The 14,234-nt window shown below is 64.2% G+C and carries 9 protein-coding genes and 1 pseudogene; 5 read left to right on the forward strand and 5 right to left on the reverse strand.

The genetic code is table 11. The annotated features are described in order from the left end of the window. Nucleotides 1-263 precede the first annotated feature (263 nt). A complete protein-coding gene (locus QFZ54_RS15005) occupies nt 264-4,523 on the reverse strand; it encodes a hypothetical protein (RefSeq protein ID WP_307088379.1) in 4,260 nt (1,419 codons plus the stop codon). Nucleotides 4,524-5,161: 638 nt separating this feature from the next. On the opposite strand from QFZ54_RS15005, the gene QFZ54_RS15010 reads away from it, so the two are divergent. Together QFZ54_RS15010 and QFZ54_RS15015 are read left to right on the forward strand one after the other, a co-directional pair. Then, nucleotides 5,162-5,380, forward strand: a complete 219-nt coding sequence (locus tag QFZ54_RS15010; RefSeq protein ID WP_373458540.1) for a nucleotidyltransferase family protein — start codon at nt 5,162-5,164, stop codon at nt 5,378-5,380. A gap of 14 nt (nt 5,381-5,394) precedes the next feature. Continuing rightward, complete coding sequence (locus QFZ54_RS15015) at nt 5,395-5,775, forward strand: HepT-like ribonuclease domain-containing protein (RefSeq protein ID WP_307088382.1); 381 nt, start codon at nt 5,395-5,397, stop codon at nt 5,773-5,775. Between the two features lie 151 nt (nt 5,776-5,926). On the opposite strand, the gene QFZ54_RS15020 is transcribed toward QFZ54_RS15015, so the two are convergent. Next, nucleotides 5,927-6,157: a hypothetical protein gene (locus QFZ54_RS15020; RefSeq protein ID WP_307088384.1), complete on the reverse strand. Its 231-nt coding sequence runs from the start codon at nt 6,155-6,157 to the stop codon at nt 5,927-5,929. Nucleotides 6,158-6,784: 627 nt separating this feature from the next. Between QFZ54_RS15020 and QFZ54_RS15025 the strand changes: the two genes are divergently transcribed. From QFZ54_RS15025 to QFZ54_RS15035, 3 genes are all read left to right on the forward strand, one after another. Further along, nucleotides 6,785-7,408 carry a GntR family transcriptional regulator gene (locus QFZ54_RS15025; protein WP_307088386.1) on the forward strand — a complete coding sequence of 208 codons (624 nt, stop codon included), beginning with the start codon at nt 6,785-6,787 and terminating at the stop codon, nt 7,406-7,408. Nucleotides 7,409-7,628: 220 nt separating this feature from the next. Continuing rightward, nucleotides 7,629-8,279 carry a lasso peptide biosynthesis B2 protein gene (locus QFZ54_RS15030; protein ID WP_307088389.1) on the forward strand — a complete coding sequence of 217 codons (651 nt, stop codon included), beginning with the start codon at nt 7,629-7,631 and terminating at the stop codon, nt 8,277-8,279. After that, complete coding sequence (locus QFZ54_RS15035; protein WP_307088391.1) at nt 8,276-9,982, forward strand: asparagine synthase-related protein; 1,707 nt, start codon at nt 8,276-8,278, stop codon at nt 9,980-9,982. The genes QFZ54_RS15030 and QFZ54_RS15035 overlap by 4 nt, the downstream gene beginning before the upstream one ends. Nucleotides 9,983-10,028: 46 nt before the next feature. Here QFZ54_RS15035 and QFZ54_RS15040 read toward each other — a convergent pair whose 3' ends face one another. The 3 genes and pseudogenes from QFZ54_RS15040 to QFZ54_RS15045 form a co-directional block, all read right to left on the reverse strand. Further along, entirely contained in the window at nt 10,029-12,623 is a 2,595-nt protein-coding gene (locus QFZ54_RS15040) for a TonB-dependent receptor plug domain-containing protein (RefSeq protein ID WP_307088393.1), read from the reverse strand. A gap of 72 nt (nt 12,624-12,695) precedes the next feature. Continuing rightward, nucleotides 12,696-12,992, reverse strand: a pseudogene (locus QFZ54_RS20435) (STN domain-containing protein); the annotation flags it as partial. A 218-nt stretch (nt 12,993-13,210) separates the two neighbouring features. Then, nucleotides 13,211-14,146 (reverse strand): FecR family protein, encoded by a 936-nt coding sequence (locus tag QFZ54_RS15045; RefSeq protein WP_307088395.1) that lies wholly within the window; start codon nt 14,144-14,146, stop codon nt 13,211-13,213. Nucleotides 14,147-14,234: the final 88 nt, after the last annotated feature.

A 14,234-nucleotide genomic window follows, 5' to 3' on the forward strand; every position in this document is an offset into this window, starting at 1 on the left:
CACTGAAGTCGATCCGTCGACCAGCTCCTCCTCGGGGGCTGTCAAAGCTATACGGTAACGTTCCATTCGAGCTCCTGACGGTTTGAAGCAGCCATGATGCTCGACGCCACATCCGCGCGAACCAGCTTGGCGGCATGATCAAGGTCGGTCGCACCGCGGTCAAGCGGGACCGGGGCGGATGCGCCATGGGTGCCGTCCAATCTCCGAGGCTGTCACGATCCGGATTGGAGGCCGCTCATTTCCCAGCCGACCGGCATCGATTTTTAGCGGCTCAGGTCGATGCCGATCACCGCCAAGCGGACCTCATGGTTCATCCGCCTCTCGATTTGGATCGCCTTCGCACGTAGACGGGAGATCACCGCCTCGAAATCCATCATCGTCGCCGTTTCGGAGCATTGCCAGCGGCGTGCCTTGTTCATCGTCACGAGCAGACAACCCGCACGGCAATCGTCGTGCTGCATGTACTGGCCGACCAACTGTTCATCGAGCGCGGTCTCTAGGTCCGCGACGCTGTAACCGTTGTTCGCGAGCTTCATCTCGATAACGGCTTGAGCGTCCGAGCGCACCGACAGTAGGCGGATATCCGTTTCCTTGTCGTTGGCGACGAGAGCCTCGCGGTCGACCCGGTAGACGCCGTTCTCACGCTCCTGCAACCTTCTGGCGAACCAGACCTGCATGTTCTTCTCGTGATTGATCCCGACCAGGATCGGACGTTCCGAGAACTCATGCGCGGCGATGTCGTGACGGAGTTCGGTCAAGCGGTCCATCATCAGCTGGAACATGCCGTTGCGGTCCGCGGGGGGCGCTTCGCCATGGGCCTCGACGTGTGCGATATCGGCGTCCCCGCTTGCCGGACCTTCCGCCTCGGTGGCCGCCTTCTCGCGCGAGAGTTGATCGAGGCGATCCTTGAAATGCGCGAACAGCGGGTCCGCCCGCATCGCCTGCTTGACCGCCCAAGCCTCGGGGCCGGTGCAGGCCAGCAGCGCGTTCAGGACCGCTCCGCGGCCATGCTGCGCCTCGTCGCGCGACGTCGGGCTGTATGTCCCGGTGCCGGATCGTTCGATGTCGTCCACCAGCCGGATCTCGGCATAGGCCAACCGAAGCAGCCTCAGGAGCAGCGGCGGAGTGAACCGCGGATCGGACAGGTCCGGGCAGAAGCGCGCGCTCCGACGGTCGCTGAATGTGGCGAACAGGTTGACGCTGAGCCGGTAGCGGGCCTGCGGGTCAAGTGGATCAACAAGCCGTTCGAGCGTGCCAATAGCATCCTCCGGCGACGTGCTGAGCAGCAGCATGAGCCATAGGAGGACGAAGGGACCGCATGGATCGGCCTCCAAACGGCGCCTGGCGAGGTCGAGCAGTTCCGATTTTTCCACCGAACTCCGAAGCAGATAGTCCAACGCCCGCTCGAGATGATCGTACATCCGAGCCTGCTCATGCTCGCCGTCGAAGGAGGCCGTCGTCGTCAGGCCCCATTCCTTCACGCGGGGGGCGAAGAACTCCAGCACGCCGTGATCCGCACGCGAGAAGTCTGCCAGCAGTCCGGGAAACACGAACGTGATCGCATCATCGAGTTGAGCGGACAGTTCCCTTCCAAGAGTCCGGTCGACCACTTCAGGGTGATGAACGACGAGTTGCGCCAGCCAAGGCGGGACTCCGTTCATCTCCTCCGGCGCCAATCTGGCCGCACGTTCGGCGTCCTCGGGCACGAGGTCCTTCGCCCAGTCCGGATTCTCCGCTTCGGCGTAGACGCCGGCGAGCGCATGGACCCAGTTGGTCCAGACCGTGTTGCGGTCAACCTGTGCACGCTCGCTGCGAAGCGGCACTTCGACCGTCCGCCAGAAGTTGCAGAAGGCCGAGCGGACCCTGTCAGCGACGCCGTCGTCGAAATGCGTCGTGATGATCGGGCGGTTCCAATGGGCACGCCAACCGCGATGTTCGGGGGCTTGTTCCAGCACCTGGGCAAAATCCCGGACCACGCGGCTATCGTCGGTTTCGGCGAAATAGGCATCAGGGTCGCTGAGAACCTTGTTACGCCAAGTAACCCACGTCTCTATCGCAGCCCGTTCCTCGGCCTTTCGCTTCCCGGCATCCGCCTTCCACTGGGCTTCCTGGGCTTCATACGTCCTGTCGTACATCGGCGGGGCGAGTCGCTTCTCCAGTTCTTCCGTCCACCGCCGTTCTGAGACCGTCAAATTCCGCAGCGCGGCCACCCGGTCGTCGTCCAACGTACCGTTCAGTCTGATCAGTCCCATCGCATCCCGGAATGCCGCGGCCCGCGTCTTCCGCTCGATGGTCCCGTCACTGGAGATCGCGATGAGCCAGTCGAAATCGTCATCGTGGAATTGGCCGACCAATGTGCCGTTGGCGAGGTTCGCGCCGAACTCATTCCCGTTTCGCGACGGCACATGCGCCGCACAGAACGCACCTTCGGCCACGTAGGTATCCCTGCGCCAACCGCGGGGTGCCTGCCTGAACCGCCTGACCAGATCCGCTCCAGGCTTCTCGTCGCCATATTCATTGCCGCGCAATCGCGTAGCGACGACGGCGGCGGCGATCAGATCGCGAGAAGGGGGAGCATCGCCGTCTAGCCCGATCAGGCAGAGCGTCGCGAGAGCGGGCGAGAGATGCCTGTAGCGACTGACGAAGTACGGCCAGTCGTCGCTGCGTTCGATGCTGTCCTCCATCAATCGGGCGAGAGACGCGCGGAACTCCTCAGTCTGATCGCTGCCTAGGCGCATGCCCGGGATCATTCGCGGCAAGGTCCATTCGATCCCGCCGACGCTATGCCTGGTGACATCGATCTGTCCGATCATGCGGACAAACCGATCGATCGCCATGTGCTTCGGAAACAAAGACCCGATTGCGCCTTCCTTGATTCCCGAAGGCCAGTGCGGCTCCGTCAGGACCGAAGTCACCAGCGCGTCGAGCCCACCGGGCTCGGTCATCTCGGCGAGCGCGGTCAGCGCGGTGATGCGATCGGTCTGCGTAGCCTTCGGGTCGTTGGCCACCTCGGCAGCGATATCGAGACATCCTTGCATGCGACCGGCTTGGACCAGATCGATGAGCAGTTCGCGAACCTCCGGGCTTGTGCTGTCTTCGTTCCAGAGTTCGCGAACGGTGGACGACAGTTCGGGGGAGGCGAAGCGCAGAACCTGCGGATAGGGAATACGAACACCGCGCCATTCGTCACGTCCGTACCTGCGGACATATTCCACCAGGATCCGACACCTGGCGCTGATCGGAAACCCTTCCGGGTCGCCATCGTCCATCAGAGCCTCCGGCTCGCGGCGAAGGACCTCGTCGCGAACGGCGTCGTTCCCGATGGCAAGCCAGGCCGCAACCGCACGCATCGATGGGAAGATGAGTTGCTGCCCGTAGCATTCGCCGAACAGCAGTCCGAAAAGCGCCGACCTGGCCATGTGGTTGGTTCGGGAGAACCGGTTCAATCGCTGCGCCGCGAGGAATTCCACTGCGGACCGGTGATGGAAGCGGACCCGGCCATAGCTGGCGAAACCGAACAGGGGTCGCTGAAGCAATTCCCCCCGCTCCCGCTCGGGCCAGTCGGGGAGGATGACCGACGGGTCGAGGGCCGCTTCCTGCTCGGCTGCATCGAGCGAGAGATCCGAGAAGCGGATGGTGCGCTTGCGCGTCAGGATCTGGGCCAGCGCGAGCCGCTCGGCCCCTTCCAGCGCCTTCGCGTCGGACAAGGTGACGTGGCGCTTGCGGTAGCCGGTTTCCTGCAGCTTCCGGCGGACGTCCTCGGCGATCTGCTGGGACCGGGTTCCGAGCCGACCGTGCTCGTTCCAGAAGGCGCAGATCTCGATCAGCTCCTGCGGTCGCCGCGCGAATTCCCAGGCACGCTTCCTTGCGATCTCGGCGACCAGGGCGGGCACGTCCTTCACACCGCGCGAGCCCGCAATCCATTCTATCTGAGGCTGGCTGAGGGAGGTGAGGCCGAAGATCCGCACCCCGGTCTCGGGATCCCGATCCCCATCCTTCGGTTCACGGGTGGACGCATGATGTTCCTTGCGCGCCTCCCCACCGATCAGACGGCGGAACGTCTCGTCCGGTGAATCAACGGGTTCGGTTTCCGGGGGCGGCTGAGTGACCGGCAACTCGCTGGCGAAGGCGTCGAGGTCTAGCGCTATCGGCCTGCTGGTTACGATGATCCTCGCCCGATGCAGCTGTCCATCGATGGCATAGGCTAGCTTGCGGAGTGCCAGGCGGAAATCCCCATGGGAGAGTAGAAGCTCATCGGCGGAATCGAGGAAGAAATGCGCTTCCGAGTGCCCGTCGGAGAGCCACTGTTGGTAGCGGGCATATTGCACCGGTTCGAGCAGGAAGCGCAGGTCGTTCGTGGAGATGCCCTCGAGGGTCAGGAAGAACGCGGCCTTACCATCGGCGAACAACTTCCGAGCATGTTCCCGGCATTCGTGCGTCTTGCCGGCTCCCGCCGCGGACACGATCAAGGCCCGCCTGGCTTCGATCAGGTCGCCCCAGTCGATCGCGCCCCCCAGACCCATGGACTCGTATGCTTCGAGCTTGTCCGGATCCGCGATCTCCTCACGCGTGAGGTTCCGGAAGGATCGGCCTGAACCGCGATTCCGAGAAGACGTCTTCGTTGTGGCCATCGAAAATCAATGAACGCCAACGGCTGGCGCCTCAAGCACCTGGAGTCCAAACTCCCGAGATCGCCGAATAGGCGAGTCGAGCCCTCGCGGCGTCAAAACCGATGTTACGGAGTTTCCGAGGCATTCAACCAGGTCAGCCATGCGCATCTTGATATCCTAAAAAAACCTGGTGGAGCTCGCCAACCATTTCAGGACCGCGTGACGCGATTCCGATCGGAACGGCGTCCAGCGGACGGAAGGGACCGCTACGGGTACTTCGCGACCATGGGCAGGGCCCTTCGCGTCGGGCGCCTGGAGACGCCGGCGGCGACGGCCGACGGGGGCAGGGATCCAGTCGGATCGAGCCGAGTACCACATCCCAGGGCGCCGACCATTGGTTGCGACGATAAGGCTTCCATGACGCTTAGAACGAACTATCTTAATGCGGTCTGCAGTCGCAGGAGGAAAACGTGGGTACCCAGTCGATCAAAGACGAATTGCTCGCCAGATCGGCGGAACTGCGGTCCATACTCGCGCATGCTTCGCTTTCCATGCCGCGTTTGTTTGGATCTGTCGCGCGAGGGGAAGACAATGCGAACAGCGACATCGATCTGCTGGTAGACGCCGGTTCAAACTGCACGTTGCTGGATCTTTCACAGGCCCAGGACGATCTCGAGGATCGGTTCGGACGGCGTTTCGACCTCGTGACGATCAACAGTCTGCATCCTACGATCCGGTCACAAGCGATTGCCGAAGCGATCGCCTTGTGAGTAAGGCTCTGCCCTTGGATGACTACCTCGAGTTGCTTCGGCAAGGAGTTCAGGACGTCACCACTTGTACTTGCGGCATTGATTTAGAACGTTTCAGAGCCGATCGTGTTCGACAGTTGGCGGTCGTTAAGGCGATAGAGAACATTGGAGAAACCCCAGGCGACGTGCTCGCCGACTATCCCGTATTCGCAGAGAGAGAAAAGAGCATCGCGTGGCGGGCATGGAAGGGTGCCCGCAATCGCCTCGCCCACGGCTATCATAGTATCGACTACGACTTGGTATGGGGTATGGCTGAACGCGACGTGCCCAAGCTCGGCCAAGCCCTACAGGAAATCGCCGACTTCGAAGTAGTGCGACTGGCTTTCAGGCAAGCCGGGAAGACCCCGTCGAAGTAGTAGATCGCGAACCATGCGAAGAACGCCTTGGTTCGCAAGATTCCTGTTCGCGGGGCCGTGAGCCATAATCCTGCGCACCCGACGTGAGAACGAGCAAGAACGTCTTTTGACTTGCGTGATGTAAATGTACGTCCGGCTAGGCCAGAGCTGGTTAAGGCCGTACGTAAGCTCGGCGTCCGATCGATACCGATGCGACCGTCCCGTCGGGCCCGTCGCAAACCTGATCGAGGAAGCCTCGCGCCACCGCATGCCCGATACATCCCTTGTCCATCCGTCGTCTCTCCTCGTTGAAGCTGACGAAGATCGATAGGATGTCGCTTCCCGTGGCGTCGCGCAGACGGAGAAGCTCCGCCTCGAAGTGATCCTGACGTCGGCTATCCACGGCCAACGCGTCCTTTCCAAGTCGGGCCGCCGAGAAGCCATGCCGCGATTTTACGAATGGTTCGCTGCCTGCTCCGTAGGGTCTGTAGTCGAGTTCAACGTGGGTCCAGTTCGGCACGGTATGATCCTCCTGCAGCGGCGGCCGTCCGGGCAGGCACCTACGCGATGTTACCCGCCATCCTATCCAAGCGGTCGCGATGCACAAGGTCGCGTCCGTCTCGCCTTGGCTGAAATCTCAACGAAAGGTGCGCCGCGATAATCGACGGTAAAGGCGCACTTCGCTGTCCGAGAGACTCAGATGCCGCTCGGGTAGGGCGTGCGCTCGGACGTCACTTCAGAAAGCGTCCACGCAAGCGCGAAGCGCCACGCTCCCTAGCCGCCGGCACATCGAAGCCCGTCACGCCGCTGAAGTCGCTTGATCGGGTAGGCGCCGCACCGGACGGCTCGGCCCGCGATCAATTGCCTCGGGCCGTGCTGAACACCCCGCGCAACTGCAACGACGAGTGAGAGATTTGAAGGCTGTTCGCGACTTCGCTCAGGAACGGACAGATGAGGAAAACGTGATGCGAAGTGGCCAGTACGTCGGAGCCCGCCGCAATATGGGACCTTCGCATACGCGAAGCGAGCGATGAAGGGGGCGTCTCAGGTCGACCGCGTCCGACGCCACGTCTTGGACGAACTGCGCACCGGTCTCCTCCGCCCCGGATCTGCAATCAGCGTCCAGGACGCGGCGGCGACGTTGCGGACGAGCGCTACTCCTGTCAGGGAGGCGCTCGAGAGGCTGGTCGGCGAGGGGATCGTCGACGTCGGCGTGAAGCGTCAGGGATTCGCCATCCCCCGCTACGGCACGCGGGATCTTTCCGATCTCCATCGACTGCTCGAAGTACTCGGTCATGCGGCGTTCTCGGAACGGCGTCGTTCCGCGACCGCGTCCGCTCCGTTGACCGGAACTGCCGCGCAGCAGCCCGCGGCGGCGGTCGAGGACACGTTCCGCGTCATCGCGGCGAGCGCGGAGAACCATATGCTGTCGGCAGCGATCCGGCGGACATCGTTACTGCTGACCCCCTATCGCAGGGCGGAACCGACGATCGTCCCAAACTGGCTCGACGACCTCAACCGGCTGCGCGAAAGCATCGCGACCGGACGTGACGGCGCCAGGGCCCTGCGCGCATTCACCAAGGCGCGCATATCGCATGCGACCGAGCTCGCCGAACAGGGCCTCGGCGATATTCGCGATATCTATCAAGTATAGGTCGAATAGAGCCGACCGGCGTGATCTTCTAAGCGTGTCGCAACGGTTGCGGCATGTAGGAAGGAAACGATCATGAAGACGTATTTTCTCGTCGATCTGGGCCGCGCCAGCAAGGTCACCGCGGCGTCCGTAATCGGTCCGGTGGCGGAACGCGACAGCGGCCTCCTCCGCATCTACATCTGACTGGATCGGCGGCGTCCTCGGGCGCCGTCGTCTCGGCATGATCGCGCTTTCAGACCTCGTATACGGCGTCGCCATCGGCACGGACCTGATCCTTCTGGACGTTCGGGCCGATCGGTATCACGCGTTGGTGGGGGCGATCGCTGCGCAGGATGCGTCGATGCCCGAAGACGTGAGCGAACCCGCCTACATTCCGGAAGCCGCGGCTACGCTCATCGACGCGGGGCTGATGTTCGAGGGGGCGGGCCGCGGCCTCAGCCGGATGCATGAGCCGGTGAGGGCCTTGCTCGATCCAGGGCACGCGCCCGGCGGACGTCCCCGGATTCGGGAGTGCGTCGACCTGCTGGTGGCCGGGGCGACGGCTTGGTGGCGCCTGCGACGAGGCATGCCATGCCGCACGCATCATTCCGCCAGGCCACGGTCGCGGACGGCCGGGCACGTGGAGACGATGGCCGCCGTCGAAGCCTTGGAGCGGCTCAAGCTGTTCATCCCGACGCCGCGACGTTGCCTACCGGCGTCGCTGATCGCTAGTCTCTTCCTGGCGCGCCGGGGCGTGCAGGCCCAGATCGTCTTCGGCGTCCGGTCCCATCCCTTCGAGGCCCACTGTTGGGTCGAGTACGACGGCATGGTGCTCTGCGACGACATCGACCGCGTCTCGGCCTATCGTCCCATAGTGGTCGGGCAGCCATGACCAGCACCTTCGCCGTCCTGACGTTGCGTAGGTCGGAAGCGCGCGAGCGCTACTCCAGGCTCACGGCTATCCTCCTGTCGATGGGGCTTCGCCAAATCGGGGGAAGCGCTCGGCACGTCGTGCTAGTCGCACCAGAAGCCAAATGCGAGAGGTTTGCCGCGGGGACGATCGTCATCGGCGGTCTGAAGGGGCGCCATCGCCGGTCCTCTTCCACCGTGGATGGCGGAACCGGCCGTGCGGCCGAGCGCGCGGCCAGGGATCTGACCGGATCCGCCTGGGGATCGTACGTAGCGCTGTTCGACCTCGACGAGGATCCGGCCGCCATGGTCGACCCGTCCGGCGCCGGAACGGCTTACGAGATCGCGGACGACGATCTATCTCTGCTGTGCGATCACGTCACACCGTCGCTGGTGCGCCTTGCCGGATTCGACGACACGGTCGATCTCGACGCACTTTGGGGCTGCCTGTTCGACCCCACGACGGCGCTTCAGGCGAAGCTCCTGAGCGCCGGGCAACGCCTCGTTCCAGGTCGGCTCCACTCACTTCTAGGCCGGCGTGCGCCCCTCACGATCTGGTCGCCCGCCATGTTTCCGGAACGGCGCGACGATCCCGAGGGCAGACTGCGCGCGGCGCTGGATGTAAGCCTTGCGGGGACGGGCGCCCGTCGGCCTCTGGTACAGCTTTCCGGCGGCCTGGACTCGAGCATCGTCGTGGGCAGCTTGGCGCTGCTCGCGCCTGGGACGCAGGCAGTCACTGCGACGTCGTCCGCAGGCGACGTGGAGGAGACGCAATTCGCTCGGTCGGCCGCAGCGCACGCCGGGGTGCGGCTGATCGAGAAGCCCTCCCCGGGATACCCCGACTACCGGATGTTCTGCGACGCGCCGCAGATCGCGCATCCCTATCTCCACGGTCTGGACGATCTGTTCGGGCTCGGCGTCGATGAAGCCGCTGCCAAGGTCGGTGCCGACCTGGTGGTGACGGGGCAGGGCGGAGACGCCCTGTTCCTCAATACGGCCAGCCCGGTCGTCGCCGTCGATCGCAGGAGATCGTTGGGAAGCCGGGCGTCGTGGCGGTCCATCGTCGACGACGCCCGGCGAAGCCGACACACGATCTGGCACCATCTCCTCCCCGCGGAGATGGACCGGTTCAGGGGCGCCCGTCCGCCGGAGTACAGCATGGTACCGCCATGGGTCGCCGAGCGAACGCTGAGCCCACGGATCCAGCATTCATGGATCGACGATGCAGCCGGCCTGCCGCCGGGAAAGCGTTTGCATGTCGCGATGCTCGCCAATTCGCAGGTCTACCATTCCGAGCGGCCTTCTCCAGGACCGACGCCCCTCTATCACCCGCTGCTCTCGCAGCCGATGCTCGAAGCGGCACTGTCCCTTCCGGCATGGGTGCTCGCATCGGGTCCGATCAACCGGGGCTTGGCCCGGCGGGCCTTCGCGGCGCGCCTGCCGCCGGACGTAGCCCGCCGCGGGTCCAAGGGGGCGGCGACGACATTGTACGGCCGAGCGGCCGTCGCGAACCTCGCGTTCCTCCGCGAGCATCTGATCGGTGGCGCCTTGGCGGGCGCCGGGCTCATCGATGCGCAGAAGCTCGACGTCACGTTGACGACCGACCATCTTTTCCACGGGCAGCACAACCACTCCCTGATCCTCCTGGCCAGTTGCGAGGCGTGGCTCAGGGCGTGGAGACGGTGACCCAGGGAGCCGCTCGCAGCGTTACGCCGACTATGCGCGCGCAACGTCACCAGCTTCTCTTCATCTCGACCGCAATTATCCGCCCGAACGGTGACGCGTTGGCCGCGTCGAAACCGAGACCGTTCGCACGGTCGACGAACGGTGGGTCGGCATCGAACACGTTTTCGACGCCTACCGAGAACTGACAACCCTTCAGCGGCCCGGCACCCGGCACATAGCCAACGTTCAAATCAGCGGTCATGAACGCGGCAATCCTGCGGTTGGGCGTGCTCGCATCATCCTTGTACCCGCCTACGAAGTTGCCCGCCACGAACACCGATAGCGAGCCGCGCGTCACGTCGGCCGTTCCACGCAGTCTGAGGTCCGCGGGATAACCCAGCGTGTTCAAGCGGTCGACCGGACGGGACTGGGGGGTCAGCCTTTCGCTGTATCGGAAGAGCCATGTAGCGGAGAGGTTCACTCCGAGACGGCTTTCGCCCAACCTCCGCATCAGGCCCAACTCCGCATCGACACCGCTGACCTTGAGCGACGATGTGTTTGCAAACCGGGTGTCGATGATGGCGACATAGCCCGAAGCCGGATAGAATTCCGGGCTCGCGCCGGGCTCCGCCAGCAGCGCCCCCACTTTGGCGAGATCTACCGGGTCCGTCGCCGGCGTAATCCTCTGCACGAACGCCGCGAGCCGCGGGTCGGCTAGAGTTCGCGAAAGGTCGAGCAGGGCGGGCTGAGCGATCCGTTTCCTGAAACTCGTCGAGAAGACGCCGGCACTGAACGTCAGCCCTCGCATTCCCGCAGGCTCCAACGAGAAGCCGGCACTCGACGTCGCAGCCCGCTCGGCGTCCAGTTCCGGGTTGCCGCCGGCTATGGTGAGGACGGCGGCGGGGCCGCCCCCGATGTCGCGCAGCACAGTCGGCGCGACCCGGCGGGGTTCCCTCGTCTGTGCAAGCGCGGGAGCGCGAAACGACGTACTCCAACTCGCTCGAAGCCTGACGCCTTCCGCCGTTAGCCAGGACACGCCGATCTTGGGGTTGGTCGTTCGACCGAAGTCGGCGTACGACTCGTGCCGAAGGGCCAACGTCAGGCCAAGGGCCTGCATGCCCGCTGTTGCGTTGGACGGGCCGATCACTGGAACCTTTAGTTCTCCAAAGACCGCCCCGATGCCTCGTGCGCCCTCAAGGGGGGGAACCTTCGTCGGAACGGCTCCGGAAGTGAACGTCTTGCCGACCGATCTCAAGTTCTCCCGACGGTAGGAGAGTCCGACCGCAAGGCGAGCCTCCACTGCGGGCAGACCGAGCAGCGGCCCCTCGCCCTTGACGACCGCTTCGTCCACCGAACTGCGCCGGCGCGCGTGCGAGTATCCCGAACCTGCGAAGTCCAGTACCACGGCACTGTTCGCTCCGCCGGATCCGTAGGGATTGAAGAACCCGTCCCGGCTCGCCGCAAAGACCGTGGACGGATCGTCCGGAACCGCACCGAGGGCTTCGTTCAACGCGTTGACGTTGAGTTGGTTGGACAACGACTCGGCACTGCGCTCAAGGGAATGGGTGCCGTAGCCTTCGACGGTCCAGTCGCCGCCCGCCCGCCAGGTCGCTCCTCCGGTGATCGCGACCGCTGAAACCAGGCCTTGCGCTCGCGAAGGGCCGAGGTCGCCGATGAATGAATACGCCAGCACGCTGGAGGTCTGCCCCCCGAGGGAGACGAAGTAAGGGTTGGCAGCCGGGACGACGAAGACGGCCTGCGCCGCGGGTCCCCCGTAGCGGAAGGTCCGCCGTGAGTACCGCGTCTCCGCGAACAGATCGACTGCGGAGCCTACGTCCTGGTTCAGCCGGACGTACCCTGCATGCCGATCGAACCGCGGCGAGAGGTCAACGCCCGCGAAGACGTTCGAGAGGTTCATGCCCGGCCGTATCTCGGCGGGGGTCGGTTGACGTCCCGCTGCAAGAGCGGGAATGGCGAAGGCGGGGATGTAGGCCGAGGTTGCAGGATCGAAAGCGAGGATCGTACCAGGTGACGAGATGAAGGATCTATGATCGCTTCCTCCGAACGGGCTCAGATCGCCGGTGGAGGTATATGATCGATCGGCGGCCGAAAGGCCGTCCCGATGTTCGAAGTCGTATGCGGCGAAGAGGGATCCCGTGCTCCATGCAATACCCGCGCTCGAGGACAAGAGGCCGTTCCTTCGACCGTCGCGTCCGGAGCCGATGCGCGTTCGAACCTCCAGACCCTTCCGTCGATGCCGAAGAAGGATGTTGACCACGCCGCCGATCGCATCCGACCCGTAGATCGCCGAGGCCCCGTCGGTCAGGATTTCGACGCGATCGACGGCCAGCGAAGGTATCGCCGACAGGTCCGTCAAGTCTCCGCGCGCGCCCGATCCCGCTACGCGCCGGCCGTCGAACAGCGTCAACGTGGCGCCGGCACCGAGACCGTGCAGGTTCGCCGACGACGTCATCGAATAGTTCACGCCTGCACCGTCGGAGCCGGTCAGGGCGGCCACCGGGTTCCCCGATCCGCCAAAGTTCACCACGCGCGCCGAGATCGCATCGGCGACCGTTCCCAGTCCGGCACGCTCGACATCCTTCCTGCGCAACGTCTTCACGACGAGCGAAGGATCGCCGCCCCGTATGTTCGTTCCGGTCACCACGATCTCCGGAGTCGGACTGGAAACCGGTTCAAGCGGGAAAACACGCGGCCCGGGCCGGGTCCTGATCACCACAGTGTTGGCGGACGTGCGTTCGATGGACAGTCCCGAACCGGAAAGGATGCGGACCAATGCCTCCTCCGCATCCAGCCTCGTGTTCATTCCCTTGAATCGCCGGCCGTTCACTTCGTTCGAGCGGTAGAGGATCTGTCGTCCACTGATGCGGGCGTAGGTTCGGAGAGCATGGTCCAAGGTCCCGGCAGGAATGGTGAACTGCCTGGACCGCGCTTGGGCAGCTGCCGTCGCCGGAAATACGGTCGTCAGGAGCACGCAGAGCAGAGATGTACGAACAGATTTTGCGCTGACCATGGTGGTGCCGCCCCCGCCGTCCCGAAGGCTATCCGGACTTGCCGACGTAGTCGAGGATATGCAGCGGAAGCGTCCGACGCTCTCGAAGAGCTCGGTGGCAGGATGCAGCTTCGGTCGTGCTCTGGAATTCGAACCCCCTTTCGCGCCCTCGCAAATCAGCTTGAAACCGGGAGCGAGGTGCGGCGTTTGCCGGCGTCAGCATTCTTTCGGGCGCAGGATTACCGCGAAGCCCGCCGGATCGCGCCTTCGCCCAGCAACGCCTCCATCGCATTGGCGAAGCCCTCGGGATCGTCCGTCGAGAACTCTCCGCTGACGTGCGTCCGGGCGTCGGTGTCCGGCCCCACCGAGAACGGACGGCGTGTATACCTGTTCATCTCCGCCACCGCCTGTTCCAAGGGCGTGTCGTGGAAAGAAACATGACCGTTTCGCCAACCCAGGACCTCTTCGGGGGGACGGCGAAGCGGCAGCGCGGCTCCGGTCCCGCCCACCACCACCGCCTCACCCGGCTTCATAGTAAGCAGCAGAGCGCCGGACCTCCTGACCTCGACCGATCCCTCTACAAGCGTCACCCTCGCCTTTCGATCGACGAGCCGGACATCGAACCGCGTACCGATCGCCGTGACGGTCAGACCGTCGCCGACCTCGACTACGAAAGGGCGTGCGGCATCGTGACGTACCGCGAAGAAGGCGCCGCCGCGCAGGAGCACGAGTCTTCGGCGCGTCCCGTCGAAGCGAGCCGAAGCTTCGCTATCTGCGTCGAGCTCCAAATGCGATCCGTCGTCGAGCGTGACCGTCGAACGCTCTCCGACGTCGGTACGGTATACTGAAACCGTGGGGGGCGGGCTGACGCGGTCGAGCCCCGAGGCGATGAGAATCATCGCCAGTACGCCGAGGAACGCGAAGGTCGCCGACCCCATGCGGCCCCACTTTAATCCCGGAGTCCCCGCCGAACGAGACGAAATGGACGCTTCTGGGTCTTCGCTCAGCCTACGGTCGTCGTCCATGGACGCTTGGCGATACGCCGCGGCGTTCAACGGATCGCGACGCCACCGGGCGAAATCGTCGAGTTCGGAAGTCCTCACCGACTTGTTCCGCAGGCGTGCCAACCACGCGGCAGCCTGGTCGTCAGGCGTTGATCCATCCGAAATGGCCATGCGATTCCTGCCTAAGTGCCGGCTGCACAAGTCTGATCAAGACGGATCGTAGATGCGCCTTTCGAAAGCCGTGGTCGAGATGCGAAGT

The organism is Sphingomonas faeni (assembly GCF_030817315.1).
In the GTDB taxonomy this organism is placed as follows: Bacteria; Pseudomonadota; Alphaproteobacteria; order Sphingomonadales; family Sphingomonadaceae; genus Sphingomonas; species Sphingomonas faeni_C.